This window comes from Luminiphilus sp. nBUS_16 (genome assembly GCF_051201645.1).
Classification (GTDB): Bacteria; Pseudomonadota; Gammaproteobacteria; order Pseudomonadales; family Halieaceae; genus Luminiphilus.
Map to the genome: position 1 here is coordinate 772,720 of NZ_CP179205.1, position 17,457 is coordinate 790,176.

Sequence of the window (17,457 nt, forward strand, 5' to 3'; positions counted from 1 at the left end):
GATCAATGTCGTAAACTAAATTTTGAGCAGCTGCTTGCCAAGGTTTTGCCCGTTGTAAAGGCGCTGTAAAGTGGCAGGGATATTATCAAAGCCTTCCTGTAGGTCGATTTGATAAACCAAGTCCCCTGAAGCTACCCACGCCATTAAATCTTGAATAGCCTCCATGGCCCGCGGCATGTAATCCAAAATCACGAATCCTTCCATGCGCGCTCGGTTAATGGTGAGATTCGACAAGTTTGAAGGACCGGGAATTGGCGCTGTCGCGTTGTAGCCAGAGATACTCCCACACAAAACAATCCGTGAACGCAGATTCACGTGGTCTATGGCTGCCTCAAGAATCGGCCCACCCACGTTGTCGAAGAATACATCCCACTTGTCGGGACAGTGGTGGGCAATTTGCGCGCTGACATCTTCATTCTTGTAGTCGATGACGGCGTCGAAGCCGGCAGTTTCTTTTAACCACCGACATTTATCGGGACCGCCAGCGATGCCAACGACACGGCAACCTTTTATTTTCGCTATTTGACCCACAAAAGAGCCGGTAGAACCTGCAGCGCCGGAAACCAAAACGGTATCGCCGGCTTTCGGTTGGCCGATCTCCAGCAGTCCAAAATAGGCCGTAAGCCCAGTAATACCCAGCACAGACAACATCATTTCAGGCGACACGCCTGACGGCAACTTAACCAAACCCATGGGGCCTTCGCCGGGAGCCGCAACCACGTAATCTTGCCAATACCCCGTGGTTTGCACGAGGTCGCCCACTTGATAGTCGGCATGTCGCGAATCGACGACCTCGCCGACAGACGCTGCCCGCATAGGTGCGCCAATAGCCACCGGTGGCAGATAAGCCTTACGATCGACCATCCAGTTTCGCTGGGCAGGATCAAAAGATAAGAACAGATTCTTAACCAACACCTCTTCACTTTTGGGTTCGGGGATTGGGGTTTCGGCGTACTCAAAATTATGCGGGCCAACCATGCCTGAAGGTCTTTCCGCGAGTAGCCACTGGCGATTAATAGTCATGATAACGCTCCCGATAATTTGTTCATGTTTGTTGTCCTATTTGTAATTGCCGGCGATTGTTGGTCAGCCTCTTTGCTGATCTTCCCTGATGGCAAAAAGCCATCGGCTCAATGTCATGCTCTTTAAGCGCTGCCTCAACCGAGCTGCATTCACTAAATACTTCGGCCTGTGATTTAGATTGCGCCAAGAATTTTGCTGATGTTTTTACGAAATTTTTCGCCGAAGGGCGGGCGTGCACCAATGATGGGTAAGACATCAATCATGGTTTGACTGTAAATAGCCCGGGGGTGGCTTAGGGTCCTAAATCCTTCAGGGCCGTGATACGCACCCATGCCCGAGGCACCAACACCTCCGAACGGCAGATCCTCTTGGACGTAGTGCAGCGTAATGTCATTAATGCAAACACCGCCGCTGGGGACGTGACTCAGTAAGTACTCTTGCTCACCTTTATCTTTGCCAAAATAGTACATGGCGAGGGGGTTGCGGCGAGGCTCAACCTGATCTGGAACTTCTGTGATGTCGCCATAGGACATAACCGGAAGAATGGGACCAAAGATTTCCTCATGCATCACCAGCATGTCTTCATTGACGTTTTGTAAAATGTGCAGAGGCATCCGGCGGTTGTCCTTTGACGCCCGAGTCTGGTCGGCGCCAACAATCGTAAGCTTGGCCCCTTTGGCCACTGCGTCATCAATGTAGTTTTGCAATCTAGCGAAGTGTCTTTCGTTGATCACCCCCGCGTAGTCTTCATTCTCGGTGACGTTTGGATACATTGACTGCGCCTCATGAATTACCCGAGCAACGAGCTGCTCTTCGAGTTCCCGTGGCACAAGAACGTAGTCGGGGGACAGACATAACTGGCCGCCATTTAAAAACTTACTGAATGTCAGGCGGGTTCCTGCAAGCTCAAGATTTGCGCTACGGCCAATAATGACCGGTGACTTGCCGCCAAGCTCGAGCGTAACTGGCACCAGATTTTTTGACGCGGCTTGCATGATCTGTGCGCCTACTCGTGTCGATCCCGTAAAGAGAAGGTGGTCGAAGGGCAGCTCCGCAAATTGCTGACTAATTTCTGCCCCCCCAGTAACAACTGCGACCTCGTCCTTTGAGAAATATTTGGGAACAATCTCGGCAAACAAGGCTGCTGTTTCAGGAACAAATTCCGACGGTTTCAATAATGCTCGGTTACCTGCCGCTAGTGCGCTGGTCAAAGGTGCAACGGTTAAACCGAAAGGAAGGTTCCAGGGAGAAATGATGCCAACAACGCCTTTTGGAAAATGCCTGACCTGGCCTTTCCCTCCCAGAAAATTCATGGGTTTGTTGGTTTTTCGCTTTTCAGGCTTCATCCATGCTTTTAAGTGCTTGATGGAATAGTCGATGGCTTCCACCTTCGACCCGAACTCTGAAAATAAACTGAATTCGTATGACCGTGCACCGTTAAACTCGCGTTTGGTAGTGTTGGCGAACTCCACTTTGTTTTCCAAGATCAGCGCTTTGAGTCGCTTAAGGCGGTCTATTCGTGTGGCATAGGTGACCTCACCTTCAGCACGGAATTTGCTTCGCTGCAGTTTGATCAATGCGTCTAGATCTTGTGTGTCCAATCCGGTGACGTTGTGGTGTTCAGCTGCGCCCATGGTTTTTCTCCGAGGTTGATCTGTCTGTTTTCTATTGAGTGATTCGTTTTTATTTACCGGCGACTTTGATTTGATCAGACGCCGGAAATGCCCTCTGCACGTATGCCTTCAATGATGCGAGCTGCGTTTTTGATGAAGATTGGTTCTGATGAAAAACTGTTAATTAGGTGCTGCACATCCGCAGGCAGGTCTTCGTTATCGAGTGCTGGGCTTTGGTCGGTTTGTGTCGCCCCGATCAGGAGCACCCCCATTGTTTTGACGACCTCTAATGCTTGCGCTGTGCTCAAGCCGAGTGCTGTGGACGTGATTTCTGCAACGGTCTCTACTTGATGTATGAACACGCGCTTCGATTCGATGAGCCTGGGAATGGCAACGTTGTGCTCAATGACATGTTCGAGTCTGATGAGTAAAGGTAAAAACACGCCATCGGCTTGAGTTGTTTTGTAGAGCGACTGGGCATATGCCTCGCTGGTTATCGTGTTGGATAAGGAGCCGATAAAAATTTGGCTCCACCGGACCAAGCTTTGCTCATAAAGGGTCAAAAAAAGTTCTTCTCTGGTGTTGAAGTAGAGGTAGAGCGTGCCTTTGGCAACGCCAGACTTCTTGGCGAGCTGAGCCATAGAGAAAGCCTCATAGCCAACTTCTTTGAAATACATTTCAGCCGTTTCTAGTAGGGCTTGACGCCGCAGCGCTTTTTGTTCGCTGCCTCGCGCCCTGTGATTTATAGCAACGACTGAATTCATGAGTGTCTCTACCCTGCGGTTTCTGAGGTTGCAGTGCCAACCTCGATACGCGCTTCAAAACCATTAAATGACCACCGGTCAACTATATAGCTGACCGACGGTCATTACAACCGTAGGTGAGATCTTTGACTGGGCTGCGGCGATGGAGGGGGAGGTCTATGGCCCACCGGCAGGCGCGAGCAGCGAGCAGGGCGTGAGAGGGGCACTATCTCAGGCATTGAACTGCAAACGGCGGAAATGTAAAACCTGTATGTGTCTTTGTATTGGCAAATTGCTCCCGTCGGCGCACGCGGTTGACCGCGAATATGCAGTGATGACGGGTTTACACTCAACCGGTTTTCCCGTGCCCAAGACCTATGGCCTCTGCGAAGACTCTGCAGTTCTGGGCTCCAAATTCTTGGTTATGAGCCTGGCTGATGGTCGGTCACTATGGAATGGCGCCCTCCCCGGTAGGGAACCTGACGAGCGCCGGGCAATTTACAATTCGCTGATCGACACCATGGCCGATATGCACCTCAACTACCACAGGGTTCCGCTATTCAGCCCGTCCAAGCTCAGTCGGGAGTGTCACACTGCGCGTGTCGCCTAATGATCGGTAGTTGTTTTATAAGTGCTGATCCTACTGTGCCCGGAGCGCGTTTGTTTAGCCAAACGAAGAAGCGCTCAGGCCACCCGATGTGTTCAATCATTTTATTAGTTTTGAGAAAGGCTAAAAATTTCTCAGCCACTATCTCCGGCGAGTCCACTGTGGTCCCCATTTCTGAATTAAGTGCATTAACAGCGCTGGAGTTCAGTGCCGTTTGCGTTGCCCGCGGGGCAAAATATCTAACTCGTATGTTCGTATCACCTAATTCTCTTGCTAACGCCTGAGAGAAACCGCGCAATGCAAATTTAGTGGCGGAGTACGCCGTAAACCCGGGGTAACCGATGACGCCGAAGGTCGAGCCTATGTTAATGATGTCTAACCCTTTGGACTCTGGACCTAAATGTTGCAGCACTGCCTGAGTCAGACAAATGGGAGCCGTCACATTAGCTAGGATGAGCTCCTCGATAGTTTCAGGTTGGCACTCGGTGAACATTCCAAACTGGCTGAGACCGGCATTGTTGATAAGAAGTTTCAAGGGCTCGGCCTTTGTAACGATTGACTCGGCAAGGGCCGTTCGGTCTGCTGTTTGCGTCAGATCAGCGACAGCCGTGTACACATTGATGCTGAACTGAGAGCTAAGGGTCTTCTGAAGATCGAGTAGCTTATCAGCGCGTCGTCCCGTTAAGAGTAATGAGAATCCCTCTTTAGCCAATGCACTGGCAAGTGCTTCGCCGATACCTCCAGTTGCGCCCGTTATTACAGCGAGTTGGTTCATATTCAGAGTATCCCCGTAGCTAATTAATGGTTTTTCAAAAATCCCATTGCGATTGCAAGACGTCGTTCACTGAGGGGTGAGGTGATCTCACGACGCCCATGCATGCAGCGTTTGTTATCAATAATGGCGACGTCCCCGTCGCGCCAAGCGATTTCCGAGATTTCTGCTTCGCATTGCGCAGAAAGCTCTTCCAACAGTTGGTCGTCCATAGGTTGACCCCGTGCGTCTCGATACACGGGTGGCTCGTAATTAAAAGAAGGGCCCAGTAATGCATTAGCAAAGGCGGATTGCCCAGAGAGATTGTCACGCCTTAAGGCGGGAAGCGTTAGTGTGTAGTCAATACCGCCATCGTTTCTCTGACTGTAGCTCTGTCCTGAAATACTGGCTATGAAGGTATCTAAATCGGATTCGGTGACTCTTTCTTGATCCTCAAGATCCCACGCCTTAGCGATATAACTTTGCCAAATTGCTTTTGGTAAATAGCGTGTCATGGTGTAGGGAGCTGCAAGACGATCCTTAACCGCAGTGGGGAGTCTTCGCATCACGGTACTGCCATCGCAAATGGTTGTTTGAGAACCTGATGGGGCGCTTTTCACACTGAAAAAAGCAACGATATCCGGAGGTAAAGGCGTATTGCCGTTTTCTATGTGCAGTCCTACGGGGTTGGTTCCTGCGTCTACCGACTGGACTGATTCTGAGATGTATTCCCTAGCAGGATCAAATGTCATTCGCGGACACAGCTTGGCAATGAACTGACCGAATGTTTCGACAGTGAAATTTGTCTCTCGAAGCAGTAACCAGCCCTGATCAGATAACTGATCTAGCACGGCGTCTATTTTTGGTGGTTTCGGTTGGTAAGTTGCTGTCACGCTACCTCCCACTCTGACGAGATGCGGTCTCGTATCGTTTGGCGATTGTCTCTCTTCGCGGTTTGCCAGTTTCGGTCATTGTTCCGTCTTCGGTGGAGAATCGTTGATCAGTTCTTACCCATGACATGATTCGTGCATAGTCGGGCAGTTTTGAATTCATTTCCTGGATCATTAGATTCAGCTGAGGGTCGCTGACTTCGTTGGATATCACCAAGACAGCGCTCAAAGACGGCTGAGCCTCACCAAAAACGATGGCTTGTTCGATTTCTCTTACCGACAAAAGCTCGGCTTCTACCCATTCAGGGGATATGTTGCGACCGAAGCTAGAAACCAGCGTGTTTTTGATTCGTCCGGTCACGTGAAGAAACCCATTTGCATCGAGGTGACCCGCATCGCCCGTTGCAATTTCAGACAACAAGCTCTCGTTTGAAAGGTATCCTTGCATCGCGGCGCCGGTTACCCAGATTTCTCCATCATCGGCAATTCGCACTTGTGCATGAGGCAATGGCTTACCTACGCTTCCAATACAGTTTGCTTCTGGCGTGTTTAATGCAACACAAGAGCCGCATTCAGTGAGTCCATAGCCCTCAAATACTGACAACCCCAGCTTATCCGCACGGTGCAGCAGTTCTGGCGCAACCTTCCCACCCCCGACGGCTACAAACTTGAGTGAACTTAGTAAAGTTATCGAATCAGATTCGAGGATGTCCCTCAGCATCTGCGGCAGTAGAATGACGCTCTCTGCGGCAGTTGTTTGAATTTTCTGACTAAATGTTTCGGCGTTGAATTGATGATTTGATAAAAGGCCCAACTGCTCCGGGGAATCCACATAGACAGTCCTTCCCATCCAGAGCGGCAAGTAAATGCCAGCGACGTTTTCAAGCAAGGTAGAGAAGGGTAGCAGGCACAAATGCGCGCCGAGCTTGGTGGATGCTAGTGCCGCGGCAAGACTGTTGGCGATTGTGAGCAATGTGTCAGTTGTGAGACAAGCTCCTTTGGGCGCGCCCGTGCTTCCCGAGGTGAAAGTGATTTTATTAAAACTCAGTGGGTTAGCCCCGATACCCGCCTCCTGGGTCGCGGTGGGGCTCGATTTTATATAGTTTCCGATAGTCGCTTTTGCGGGAGTCTTCATACTCCATGGAAGTGGAAAATGCTGATCGGAGAAGACGGTATCCAAGTTGCTTACGTGGCATAGATGTTGAATCTGAGCTTTGGAAAAAAATAGTGGGATGGGGACTACTACGATGTTGGCGGCTGTAGCAGCGATATCAATAAGCGCCCAATCGATGGAATTATCAGCGTATATTCCTAGTCTTCGAACGCCTAATGCCTCGAGTTCACTGGAAATTTCTGTCACGTGTGAGAGTAACTCTTGGTAGCTGACCGTTCGACTGGGTCCCGTGAATGCTGGACGGGTTGCATCAGCCCCTGCGACATCTCGTATGCGATTTAAAAGTCGCTGCATCATATCCCCCGCTCTATGCAGAAGATCAAGGCGATAGCCGCTGCCGCATCAGCAACGTTAACGACCATTACTCTGGGGTCATTTTCATAATAGCTTCCCCAACTTTCTTTATCGGTGTGCAGCCTTACCGGGTCTGCAGGCTGCATTTCAAAATAATTTATGTGAAGTCGTTGCAAGGCGACTCGAACGGATTTGATGCCAGTAAAAATCGCGTATTCGAATTCACGGGAGTGGGCCTCATGGCATAAAAACGCAATTAATCTAATGGCAGCATGTAATGTCGCTGCGGCGAGATTGCCTACTTCAACCACTCGCGATCTTTCCGGTGTGATGCCAGTGTAGTGCCCGATGGCGGTTTCAACTGGGGCATCAAGGTATTGCTCGACGAGCCCGATTCGATGATCAAAACACTTAAGGCCAACTGCGCCCCACATGATGGACTCGTCACTAATGGTGAAAAGATTGGGCAAAAATTCGGAAATGTCAGCACTGTGAATTGTTCTATATTGTTTCTGAATGATGGCTTCTGTTTGCGGGCGCAATGCAGAGTCCTTTGTTACCTCGTGAATCTGCCAATACTTCTCTCCGTCTCGGTATCGGAGCTGAGTGTGCACTTTGTACTGTCCTAGAGGTGCAGGATATTCGGGGTTCTCGGATGAAGGGGGTAGGCTCAGGCGGGTGGGCTCCATGGTCAGTTGCTGTATGTTCCCGTCCGGCCGATTTTTGCCGGTATCGGTAATTGAGATTGAATTCATTTGTTGCTGGTCCGGTGATGATCAAAGTTGTAAAAGCTGGAGTGTTTTGGCGTGAAGCTGCGAACGAAAGCTCATGGGCTTACTACTTTGAGCGATATCTTCAGCGAAAGTTCAAAAAGTTATAAGAAAATACTTATTCATCATTAAAAATGCTTATGGGAAGTATTCGCATTCCGGATACGCAGAGCAACACCCTTGCACGGGAGACCATAAAGTAGGGCTCGAATGCCCGATCTCGGGCCTCAGCGTCTAAAAGAATTCAAATGACGCTGGTAAACTTAGCTCCAGCGATATGGGAGCGACGCGCTAATCACGTGTGGGTGGGTGGTGACACCCGCCCTGCAGCGCAAGAGGATACTCGGGGACAATAGATGGCAATCGATTTCGACAAGGAAATGGTCGGCACCGTAGAGGTGTCTGACACAGACAGGCTCGATATGGAGGCCCTTACCGCTTGGTTTGAGGCCAATGTAGAGGGGTTTAGGGGCCCGATCAGCTACACCAAATTCAAAGGTGGCCAATCGAATCCGACCTATAAGATTGAGACGCCGTCCACCAATTACGTTCTTCGCCGTCAGCCGTTTGGCAAATTGCTCCCATCGGCGCACGCGGTTGACCGCGAATATGCAGTGATGACGGGTTTACACCCAACCGGTTTTCCCGTGCCCAAGACCTATGGCCTCTGCGAAGACTCTGCAGTTCTGGGCTCCAAATTTTTGGTTATGAGCCTGGCTGATGGTCGGTCACTATGGAATGGCGCCCTCCCAGGTAGGGAACCTGACGAGCGCCGGGCAATCTACAATTCGCTGATCGACACCATAGCCGATATGCACCTCAACAAGCCCGATGAGATTGGTCTTGGGGACTACGGCAAGCCGACCGATTATTGCGCTCGCCAGATCGGGCGCTGGTCCAAGCAATACAAGCTCTCGGAAACCGAGCATATGCCCAGCATGGAGCGGCTGATCGAATGGCTGCCTCAAACCATTCCGCCACAGCATGGAAGCTCTGTTGTTCACGGCGATTATCGCCTCGACAATGTAATTTATCACAAGACTGAGCCACGCATTATCGCTGTACTCGATTGGGAGCTGTCAACGCTTGGCGATCCAATTGCAGACTTTTCATATCTCATGCTCAATTGGCTGCAACCTGCTGAAGGTCGCGCGGGCCTGCTTGGTCTCAACCTTGAGGAGCTCGGCATTCCGTCGGTGCAAGAGGCGGTCGATCGCTACGTTGCGCGCACTGGTTACCCCATGCCGCCAATGGAGTGGTATTTCGCTTACAACCTCTTCCGCGCGGCTGGCATTACGCAGGGCATTAAGAAGCGCGTGATTGACGGAACCGCTTCTTCGGCTCACGCAAAATCCATGAGCGACCGCGTCGCGCCCCTCGTAGATGCGGCTTACAACTTCGCGCTGCAGGCTGGAATGCCCGAGTAAGGCAGCCCGATAAACCATTCGATCGGCAATATGAGCTCAGCGAAATCAATGCGTCTCCGCGTTGCTGCGGCGACCCTTCCCTACGGGCGCGAGTTCATCTGTCACAGCCGCTAAAACCAAAAAAGGCCACCCTGACGGGCGACCCTTTTCGGTTTTTGGTGGAGGCGGCGGGAGTTGTGTCTTCGCTGTCGCTCGACAGACCTCCGCTGCGCTTCGGCCACCCGCGCCATATTGGCGCGGATTCAGTTCTCTGCCAGATCCCTCAAATGCAAAAGGGGCGACCCTTACGGATCACCCCTTTTTCATTTGGTGGAGGCGGCGGGAGTTGAACCCGCGTCCGCCAGTACTCTGCCTTTGGCTCTACATGCTTAGTTTCCGTTAATTAATTTAACGGCAAACAGCCCAACGGTCAGGACGTTGGCCGCGAGCCCCGTAAAGTTTGACAGTCGATCCCGGGACATAACCGACTGCGGTCCAGTTCTATATGACAGTCACAAGCGCGGTACTGGCACCTTACTATAGACCGCCAGGGCCGAAGCACCTGGATGGTGTTACAAAGGGCTACTTACGCAGCCAGTTGTGCACCGTAGTTGTCGTCATTGGCAACTAATAGTTTGCAGCTTTGGATTTACGTGATTGGCTACCATCACGGCATGCACCGCAGGTTTCGTTACCGTCGTCGAATCCGTAACGCCCCCAGTTAGCGTGAGTATATAGCATCATGGAGGCTCACAGTGATGCCACAGCTTGTAAAATATGAACGGCCTTAAAAGCGCAGGAAACGTTATAAAGTAGCAGCCCGAGATTTCTGACGGGTAACAGGAGAAAGTAAGTGTCAGACGAGCAAACAGCTAACAGCCCCCCGGCAGTCACGTTTATGGGGTCTGATAATCAGGCGGGGGCGCATCCTAAGATTCTTGACGCGCTGGCGTCGGCGTCGAGCGGATTAGTGTCGGCCTACGGCGAAGACAGCCTCACTGAAAGTTTGAATCACCGTTTCAGCGAGATTTTTGAGGTCGACTGTGAGGTCTTTCTGGTTGCTACGGGTACGGCGGCTAACTCCCTAATCCTGAGTTCCATGTGCCCGCCCTGGGGGGCGGTGCTGTGTCACGAGGGTGCTCACATTATAAACGACGAAAACACGGCGCCTGAATTTTTCACCGGTGGTGCCCGCCAGATTGGCGTGCCGGGTGAGTTGGGAAAACCCTCTCACGACGCTATTCGGGGACAAGTCGAGCTGGCTCAGCTGCATGGGGTTCACAACGTTAAACCGACGGCGATCAGTTTGACCAATGCCACCGAGCAGGGGACGGTGCTTCAGCCGGCAGAGGTTGCGGCTTATGGTGAGCTGGCTAAGGAATTGAATTTAGGTTTGCACATGGATGGCGCGCGTTTCTCCAATGCCGTCGTGGGTTCAGGTGCTTCTCCGGCCGATTTAACGTGGCGCGCTGGTGTCGACGCTCTGACTTTTGGTGCGACCAAAAATGGTGCGATTGCTGCCGAGGCTGTGGTGTTTTTTAATGACCGGTTCAGTGAGGATTTTTCTTATCGACGTAAGCGGGCAGGGCACCTGTGGTCTAAACATCGATTTTTAGCGGCGCAATTTGACGCCTTTTTGGCCGGTGATTTGTGGTTAGACAACGCGCGTCACGCCAACGCTCTCGCAACGCGTCTCGCAAGCGGGTTATCGCAGCTGCCGGGTGTTACTTTGCCTTGGCCTACAGAGGCCAACGAGGTATTTCCGGTGTTGCCCGAAGCCATAGACCAAGCGCTGGAAGCCGCAGGCTTTGTGTACTACCCGTGGCCCATGGTCCCGGGAATGAAGCGGTTTGTGACCAGCTTTGTAACTGACCCTGAAGATATCGAACGCCTGTTGGCCGTTGCTCAGTCGGCGGTCTGATTAGTATCTTTCGGTGGGTTCGCATAACTCCAAATTGCCCGCAGTTACCAACGACGCATCCTCTAGCAGAGTGAGCGCGTTGGACCGCTGACATGAAGTTTTATCGATACCCCTATTGGCGGGTTAGTTTGCCGCCATTGCCGCTTGCAGTGCTTTGAGATTGGCTTTGTCTTCGTCGCTCAGCTCTGTGGGTTCACAACGGGGATCGGTTTTCTGAATGGCGCTTATCATCCCTCGGGATAAAGGAATTGGGTCACACCCGTGGTTGTTGTCGCAGATGAGATCCCACTGGGGCTCGGCTTGAACGTGGCAGGCAAAGCAGTTGCCGCCGAACCTATTGACGACTTCGGCAAAGCCGCGCTTGCCAATCGTTGTGCCCTCAGCGGAAACATTTAATTCGAAAAATTCCCAGTCGTTGGTCGCCGGGTTAAAGCCTGCCTCGCGCTTCACCATGGCCTCGGCGGGCACCAGCTGCACCACCGCACCCTCAGGGTAGGTGCCTCCGTCGGCGCTGTTGGCAACAGCCACAGTTTCTGCAACATTCCCCAGCAGATTATCGACATAAAAATGTCGGACCGGCGTCATATCATTGAGGCAGCGAAAGGTCTCACTGGTGATTTCAGTCGCTGCAGCGGATTGAATAACGGCCGTGGCCATAAAAGCGGTTAGCATCAGGCTAAATCGATTGTGCATGGGGGCTCTCCCTTGGTGGATGGCTGAAGTATACCCGAGGTCGTCTTCGTTGAAATTTGCGCTTCAGTTCGAAGGGCCCTACTGTAGGCGCCCTTACAATTTGACCGGCATTGAGAAAGGAGTTCCCATGCGGTTTACCCAATTTGTTCCAAAGTTGCCAACCTTATTAGCCGCGTTTTTAGTTTATGTCGCGCCCGTACATGCAGATGAATCTTCACTGACGGTGCAGGGCATCACTGAGCGCATCCAATCCGGCGAGTTAGACGAAAGTCCGTTGTTCTTACCCACGGCTGAGCGGCGAGTAGTTTTTGCTAATCCCGAATATTTTCTGCCGGTGCGCAAAATTACCCCCGGGGGAAATCCCTATCCTTTGCCGGCATCTCCCACTGACCTTGGCAGTGTGGCTTACGAGGTCGATGGCGAGGCTTTCACGCTGCAGGAGTTTTTAACGCAGCAGCCGCTGATGGGCTTTTTGGTTCTTCGCGACGGTGCGCGGTTATTGGAGCATTATGCGAGCGATCATTCGGTCGATTCGCGCTGGATCTCGTTCTCGGTGACCAAGTCGGTGACGTCGTTGCTTGTGGGCGCGGCCTTGGCCGACGGTTTCATCACCAGCTTAGACGACAGCGTTACTGACTATTTGCCTCGGCTACGCGGCAGTGCCTACGATGTAGTCACCGTGAAGCACCTGCTGCAAATGGCCTCGGGCGTAGCTTGGAATGAGGATTACTTCGACCCCGAATCAGATGTCGCCCTCGCGGGCATTCTTGGCGGGGTGGCGCTGACTGACTATCTTTTGGAGCTGCCCAGAGCGCATCCGCCAGGTACCCATTTCAACTACAACACCGGCGAGGCCAACCTCACGGGTGAATTACTCCGCGCAGCCATTGGCAACAATGCATCGGGCTACCTTAACCAGAAAATTTGGGGCCCCTTTGGTATGGAATTTGAGGCTGTTTGGCCGGCTGATGGCCCCAGCGGGGGTGAGGCGGGGGGCTGCTGTATTAGCGCGGCCTTAAGAGATTATGGACGGTTGGGGCAGTTTGTCTTGGACGATGGCGTATTGCCCGACGGCTCCCGGGTCCTGCCAGAGGGTTGGGTTGCCGCTAGCGCCGCTCCTTCAGAGGGTTCTGAAGAGTATGGCTACATGTGGTGGCGCTATCCGGGTGAGCGATTCAGTGCCGCGGGCATTTTTGGTCAGAAAATATTTATTGATCCTCAGACAAGAGCGGTGATCGCAGTTCACAGTAATGCCGATGCCGCGAGCGGCAGCGTTTATGCGGCACACCTTGAGGCGGTAATGATGGCAGTAACTGACGCGCTCAGGAGCCAAGAGTGATCAAGCGCAGAAATCCGTTAGATCGCTATGCTAAAGACCTTGCGCCAGGCACGGTTCGCTGGATAGGTGTGCGTCCTCTTCGTCGTGAGCCACTACAAGCTGTAAGTGAAGCAGAGGCCTGTGCCGGCCTAGGCTTAGAAGGCGATCATCGCATGGGCAAGACCCCGGGTTCAGGCCGACAAGTCACCCTAATATCTGAAGAGTTTATCGCTCAAATCGAACGCTTTACCGGTTTAGCAGCCATTGAACCGGGTCTCTTACGGCGAAATTTGGTGGTTTCCGGTATTAACCTTAATGCTCTGCGACGCCAGCGCTTTCGCGTGGGTGAGGCTGTGTTTGAGGCCACCCAACTGTGCCATCCCTGTGCGCGTATGGAGGAGGCCCTGGGTAAGGGGGGTGTCGCTGCCATGCTGGGGCATGGCGGCTTGTGCGCTAAAATTATTGAAGGCGGAGCCATCCGAATTGGCGACGCCATTACTGTAGTGGAGTCCAGTCATGAGTAACGAATCAAACGCCATTCACACCATCCAGTTCTCGGGCAGTGGGGTGTTCAATCCTGAGGTGCTTGACGCCACACACAAGCAGCTCGACGCTGTGGAGGGAGACCCCTCCATTGAGGCTGTGTTCATGCGCGGGGAGGGTAAAAACTTTTCACAGGGACTAGACCTCGAGTACCTCATGGCAAACCCCGATATTTTCAGCGAATTTGTAACCAGTACCATGCATCTGGCCGCACGATTGCTCACTTTCCCTGTACCGGTAGTATCGCTGGTTAATGGTCATGCCTTTGGTCTGGGTGCCATGCTAGTGCTCGCGTCAGATTATGCGGTCATGCGCGGCGATCGCGGCTTTTTCTGCCTCCCGGAAATCGATATTGGTATGACGCTTACCGTGCGCATGAATGCGTTGGTGAAGGCTAGCATGTCAGCCTATGCCATTCGCGAGACCTTACTGACCGGGGGGCGACTCACAGGAGAGCAGGCGCGCTCTATGGGTGTGGTTGACGCCGTGGGTGACGATTCAGAACTAGAAGCCTTGGGCCTGCAAGTTTCAGCTCCGATGCGAGGTAAACCACGAGAGCTTCTCGCAGGCCTCAAATACGGCATACATCAAGATCTAGTCGACCTAATGATGTCAGACGCCCCCGATGATGCTTACAAGCAGGTAAAAATTTGGCCCCGCTGATTGACCGGACTTTAATTGATCAGGGATCGGCGTAACTGGGCTAAAACAATATGGCTCACCATAGGGTCAATCACCATGGCCATATGGCTACAGTCGACTTCAATATTGGTGGCCATGGCATCGTCCGTATCCTGAGTGGCTCGCCAGTCGACGACGCCATCACCTTTGCTCCAAATGTAGGTAACGGGGGTCTGTAAAGAAACAGACTCGCGTTCTATGACTTTGGCCTCAATGGCATCCAAATCCCAGCCCAACAATTTGTAAGCTGAGGCTGCCGCGGTGTATTTTGGACCGCCCTTTATGGGGCTCCCCAGTGTAATCACTTGTTGCACCAAATCGGGTCGCTCTCTAGCAGCTTCCCTCGCGAGATATCCACCCAGACTCCACCCTACTAGTCGAAGAGGCTGTTCATGCAGCGACGCGGCCCGCTCCAGTTGGTCTATGAGTTGCAGTAAAAGCGCTGGAACGTCACCTGTGTTGGTACCGAGTCCCCACTTGAGGGCGGTGAACCCTGCTTTGCGGAGCTGTCGTCGCAGTGCTGTCATAGCGACATCCCCGAAACCAAAACCGGGAAGTGCCATTACCGGTTCACCTGAGGCCATGGCCATCGGTTCTCGACGGCGACCAACAGCAATTCGCGCAACGCTTTTAAAGGTAGCGAGCTCCCTCAGTAAATGAGATGGAGGTATAGCCATTGGGCTGTTGTTTGCCATAGTGGGCTCGCAATTTTTGTCGTTGTTAAATCTACGAGGGGCATGGCTTCCTAGATTTGCTGTCAGCAAATTTTGTAGGAAATGTTTCCGACGGATCTTCGAGTCGTAGTCGTATCAGTCAGTAACGGGGCCGCGTCTGGATATAAAAGACCGACCCAAAAACCACCCATCCGAGATACTACTCTGGAGCAAACTATGAAATTTACGAAGCTTGTCCCGATTCTGGCGATTACGTCGATAGCCGTGCTCTCTACAACAGTTGTAACGGCGCAGCCGCCAAGTAAAACGCAGCGTATGATTAACCAACTCGATAAGGACGGCGATGACTTAGTATCTATCAGTGAGTTTGAGGTACCGTCAAGAGGACGCGGGCGAGATCGACTTGCCACTGCAGATAAAGACGGTGATGGCAATGTAAGTCGCTCGGAAATGCAGGCTCAGATTGATGAGCGTTCTGAGCAAGCGATCGAACGCTTCGAGTTGGCAGACCTGAACGACGATGATTTTCTCACAGAAGAGGAAATAACAATGGCGGCTTTTAGTCGTATCGATAGGAACGATGATGGTTATATTGATGCCGACGAGCTGGCTGCTGCGCGAAGGCCTGCTAAACATCGGCGCGCTAGCTGAAAAGTTGATGGAGTAGGGGCGGTGTCTACTGAGGCGCAACAAATGCGGCAAGTGGCCAGCGGGGACCGCGGCGTCTACGCCACTTTGGTGGCGCATCATCTTGCCCCTATTTCAGCCTATGCCCAGCGTATGACGGGTAACGCTGCCAACGCTGAAGATATTACACAGGAGGTTTTTCTGCGCCTGTGGGTAAAGGCTGGGGAATTTGACGCAACCCGTGCCCGGCTCACAACCTGGCTGCATCAAATGGCTCATAACTTGGCCATTGATCAGCATCGAAAGCGCCACCGAGAGGTCTCTCTAGATGTCATTGATGTTCCCGACCCTACAGTCACAACAGATTCTGATGAACAGACGCACCCTGTTGCTCGGGCACTGCTGCAACTGCCCGAGCGGCAACGCAGTGCTTTGGCACTGACTTATTATCAGGATCTGTCGAACCGAGAGGTCGCAAACATCATGGGGCTCAGCACGCGTGCCGTTGAGTCTTTGCTGGTTCGGGCCCGCAGCGCAATGAAAATACGATTGGAGATAACCCAATGACTGCCGAACGATTAACTCAAGAGCGTGCGAAGGCGTTGATTATGGCCTATGGCGCTGACCCTAATCGTTGGCCTCCAGAATGGCGAGAGCCTTTGAATTTGGCTTTGGCAAATGATCCAGCGCTACGTGCCTGTGTCGCGGTCGAGGCTAAGCTTGACCAGCTAATGACCTCGGAGTCCAGTCAACTGCCGATAACCGTTGACTCGATTTTAGGTTTTACAGACAGGTCCGTTGCTCCAACGGATAAAAAGCAGACAAAGTTAGATCTGGATGTGGAGCCTAGCCGCGCTGTATTGGAGCGCTTGATTGATTGGTTATGTTTTTCGGGGGCCCAAACTGCGCGACGTAGTTTTGCTGTGGCTGGGCTGTCGTTAGCCGTGGGCATCGGCTTGGGTCTGGGGATTGCAGTGCCTTCTGAGGACGAATGGGTCGCCTCAGAGCAGTATGTTTTTGCACTTGTTGAGGAGGTTCAAGCCGATGGCTAAGCGACATTGGATTGCAGGGGTGCTAGTGGTCTCGCTAGCGCTCAATTTACTGGGTGTGGGCGCCCTTGCAGCACGCTGGGCAAAGGGCGGACACTTGGGGCCCATGGCTTGGGCAATGCGTGATATGGATGCCGATACTCGCGAGCGTGTGGGAGAGGCCTTGCGTGGTCGCATGCAGGAGGTGGCCCCGGTGCGCCGGGAGTTTAGGCAGAGTCAGATGGAATTGAAGCGCGTTGTCAGTTCAGATCCACTTGATGAAGCGGCGCTGTCTCAAGCGCTCATCACCCTGAGAGATGTCAGCCGGCGATATCAGTTGCAATTGCACACCATCGCACTCGATGTTTTACCGCAGCTATCCAGCAAGCAGCGACGCCGAGCTATTCATGCCCTTCTTCAAGCAGGACCAGGGGGCGCTGGTCGACACGATCGCAAGCGCAATCATCCTGAGGGCGAGCGTCCTCGCCCACCCCAAATTCCTGAGCACGGGGCCGGATGATCGACCACCAGCAAAACACTGGGCGTGATGCTTGGACGGGTTCACTAGGACGAGGAGAGCACTTTTAAGGATATCGCCTAGATAGACATTGCTTAGTTTCAATCGACGACACGGGGAGCAGATCCATCGAACCATTAAGAAGAGAGATGCTTTGGGTCAGTCAGCCCCTGTAAATTGACGT

General features: G+C 52.5%; 19 protein-coding genes and 1 other RNA gene. 10 read left to right on the forward strand and 10 right to left on the reverse strand.

Annotated features, from left to right (window positions below):
• Positions 1–15: 15 nt before the first annotated feature.
• The 3 genes from ACMAY6_RS03505 to ACMAY6_RS03515 form a co-directional block, all read right to left on the reverse strand.
• Positions 16–1,023 (reverse strand): NADP-dependent oxidoreductase, encoded by a 1,008-nt coding sequence (locus ACMAY6_RS03505; protein WP_435214481.1) that lies wholly within the window; start codon positions 1,021–1,023, stop codon positions 16–18.
• A gap of 173 nt (positions 1,024–1,196) precedes the next feature.
• Complete coding sequence (locus ACMAY6_RS03510) at positions 1,197–2,657, reverse strand: coniferyl aldehyde dehydrogenase (protein ID WP_435214483.1); 1,461 nt, start codon at positions 2,655–2,657, stop codon at positions 1,197–1,199.
• A gap of 74 nt (positions 2,658–2,731) precedes the next feature.
• On the reverse strand, positions 2,732–3,400 hold the full coding sequence (locus tag ACMAY6_RS03515; RefSeq protein ID WP_435214485.1) for a TetR family transcriptional regulator: 669 nt from the start codon (positions 3,398–3,400) through the stop codon (positions 2,732–2,734).
• Between the two features lie 250 nt (positions 3,401–3,650).
• On the opposite strand from ACMAY6_RS03515, the gene ACMAY6_RS03520 reads away from it, so the two are divergent.
• Positions 3,651–3,989 (forward strand): phosphotransferase, encoded by a 339-nt coding sequence (locus ACMAY6_RS03520; protein WP_435216101.1) that lies wholly within the window; start codon positions 3,651–3,653, stop codon positions 3,987–3,989.
• On the opposite strand, the gene ACMAY6_RS03525 is transcribed toward ACMAY6_RS03520, so the two are convergent.
• Genes ACMAY6_RS03525 through ACMAY6_RS03540 form a run of 4 tightly spaced genes read right to left on the reverse strand, consistent with a single transcriptional unit; the run spans position 3,955 to position 7,850 of the window.
• Complete coding sequence (locus ACMAY6_RS03525; RefSeq protein WP_435214486.1) at positions 3,955–4,761, reverse strand: SDR family oxidoreductase; 807 nt, start codon at positions 4,759–4,761, stop codon at positions 3,955–3,957. The two genes, ACMAY6_RS03520 and ACMAY6_RS03525, sit on opposite strands and share 35 nt — an antisense overlap.
• Before the next feature lie 23 nt (positions 4,762–4,784).
• Positions 4,785–5,630 (reverse strand): TauD/TfdA family dioxygenase, encoded by an 846-nt coding sequence (locus tag ACMAY6_RS03530; RefSeq protein ID WP_435214488.1) that lies wholly within the window; start codon positions 5,628–5,630, stop codon positions 4,785–4,787.
• 1 nt (position 5,631) lies between these two features.
• A complete protein-coding gene (locus tag ACMAY6_RS03535; RefSeq protein WP_435214489.1) occupies positions 5,632–7,098 on the reverse strand; it encodes an AMP-binding protein in 1,467 nt (488 codons plus the stop codon).
• Entirely contained in the window at positions 7,095–7,850 is a 756-nt protein-coding gene (locus ACMAY6_RS03540; RefSeq protein WP_435214491.1) for a thermostable hemolysin, read from the reverse strand. Before ACMAY6_RS03540 ends, ACMAY6_RS03535 begins: the two co-directional genes overlap by 4 nt.
• A 371-nt stretch (positions 7,851–8,221) precedes the next feature.
• Between ACMAY6_RS03540 and ACMAY6_RS03545 the strand changes: the two genes are divergently transcribed.
• Complete coding sequence (locus ACMAY6_RS03545; protein WP_435214493.1) at positions 8,222–9,292, forward strand: phosphotransferase family protein; 1,071 nt, start codon at positions 8,222–8,224, stop codon at positions 9,290–9,292.
• Positions 9,293–9,599: 307 nt separating this feature from the next.
• Here the strand turns inward: ACMAY6_RS03545 and ssrA are convergent.
• Positions 9,600–9,990: a transfer-messenger RNA gene (gene ssrA / locus ACMAY6_RS03550) on the reverse strand.
• A gap of 134 nt (positions 9,991–10,124) precedes the next feature.
• Here ssrA and ACMAY6_RS03555 point away from each other — a divergent pair.
• On the forward strand, positions 10,125–11,192 hold the full coding sequence (locus ACMAY6_RS03555) for a threonine aldolase family protein (RefSeq protein ID WP_435214495.1): 1,068 nt from the start codon (positions 10,125–10,127) through the stop codon (positions 11,190–11,192).
• Between the two features lie 123 nt (positions 11,193–11,315).
• Here ACMAY6_RS03555 and ACMAY6_RS03560 read toward each other — a convergent pair whose 3' ends face one another.
• The gene (locus ACMAY6_RS03560) at positions 11,316–11,885 is read right to left on the reverse strand and encodes a hypothetical protein (RefSeq protein ID WP_435216105.1); all 570 of its coding nucleotides are present in this window, start codon (positions 11,883–11,885) and stop codon (positions 11,316–11,318) included.
• Between the two features lie 127 nt (positions 11,886–12,012).
• On the opposite strand from ACMAY6_RS03560, the gene ACMAY6_RS03565 reads away from it, so the two are divergent.
• Genes ACMAY6_RS03565 through ACMAY6_RS03575 form a run of 3 tightly spaced genes read left to right on the forward strand, consistent with a single transcriptional unit; the run spans position 12,013 to position 14,409 of the window.
• Positions 12,013–13,224 carry a serine hydrolase domain-containing protein gene (locus ACMAY6_RS03565; protein ID WP_435214497.1) on the forward strand — a complete coding sequence of 404 codons (1,212 nt, stop codon included), beginning with the start codon at positions 12,013–12,015 and terminating at the stop codon, positions 13,222–13,224.
• The gene (locus ACMAY6_RS03570; RefSeq protein WP_435215938.1) at positions 13,224–13,727 is read left to right on the forward strand and encodes an MOSC domain-containing protein; all 504 of its coding nucleotides are present in this window, start codon (positions 13,224–13,226) and stop codon (positions 13,725–13,727) included. The genes ACMAY6_RS03565 and ACMAY6_RS03570 overlap by 1 nt, the downstream gene beginning before the upstream one ends.
• Positions 13,720–14,409 (forward strand): enoyl-CoA hydratase/isomerase family protein, encoded by a 690-nt coding sequence (locus tag ACMAY6_RS03575; RefSeq protein ID WP_435214499.1) that lies wholly within the window; start codon positions 13,720–13,722, stop codon positions 14,407–14,409. The genes ACMAY6_RS03570 and ACMAY6_RS03575 overlap by 8 nt, the downstream gene beginning before the upstream one ends.
• 11 nt (positions 14,410–14,420) lie before the next feature.
• Here ACMAY6_RS03575 and ACMAY6_RS03580 read toward each other — a convergent pair whose 3' ends face one another.
• The gene (locus ACMAY6_RS03580; protein ID WP_435214501.1) at positions 14,421–15,122 is read right to left on the reverse strand and encodes an esterase/lipase family protein; all 702 of its coding nucleotides are present in this window, start codon (positions 15,120–15,122) and stop codon (positions 14,421–14,423) included.
• 195 nt (positions 15,123–15,317) lie between these two features.
• On the opposite strand from ACMAY6_RS03580, the gene ACMAY6_RS03585 reads away from it, so the two are divergent.
• The 4 genes from ACMAY6_RS03585 to ACMAY6_RS03600 are packed head-to-tail and all read left to right on the forward strand — an operon-like array spanning position 15,318 to position 17,276.
• Complete coding sequence (locus tag ACMAY6_RS03585) at positions 15,318–15,752, forward strand: EF-hand domain-containing protein (protein WP_435214503.1); 435 nt, start codon at positions 15,318–15,320, stop codon at positions 15,750–15,752.
• A 21-nt stretch (positions 15,753–15,773) separates the two neighbouring features.
• Positions 15,774–16,295, forward strand: a complete 522-nt coding sequence (locus tag ACMAY6_RS03590; RefSeq protein ID WP_435214505.1) for a sigma-70 family RNA polymerase sigma factor — start codon at positions 15,774–15,776, stop codon at positions 16,293–16,295.
• On the forward strand, positions 16,292–16,780 hold the full coding sequence (locus ACMAY6_RS03595; protein WP_435214507.1) for a hypothetical protein: 489 nt from the start codon (positions 16,292–16,294) through the stop codon (positions 16,778–16,780). The genes ACMAY6_RS03590 and ACMAY6_RS03595 overlap by 4 nt, the downstream gene beginning before the upstream one ends.
• Positions 16,773–17,276, forward strand: coding sequence for a periplasmic heavy metal sensor (locus tag ACMAY6_RS03600; RefSeq protein ID WP_435214509.1), 504 nt, complete (start codon positions 16,773–16,775; stop codon positions 17,274–17,276). The genes ACMAY6_RS03595 and ACMAY6_RS03600 overlap by 8 nt, the downstream gene beginning before the upstream one ends.
• Positions 17,277–17,457: the final 181 nt, after the last annotated feature.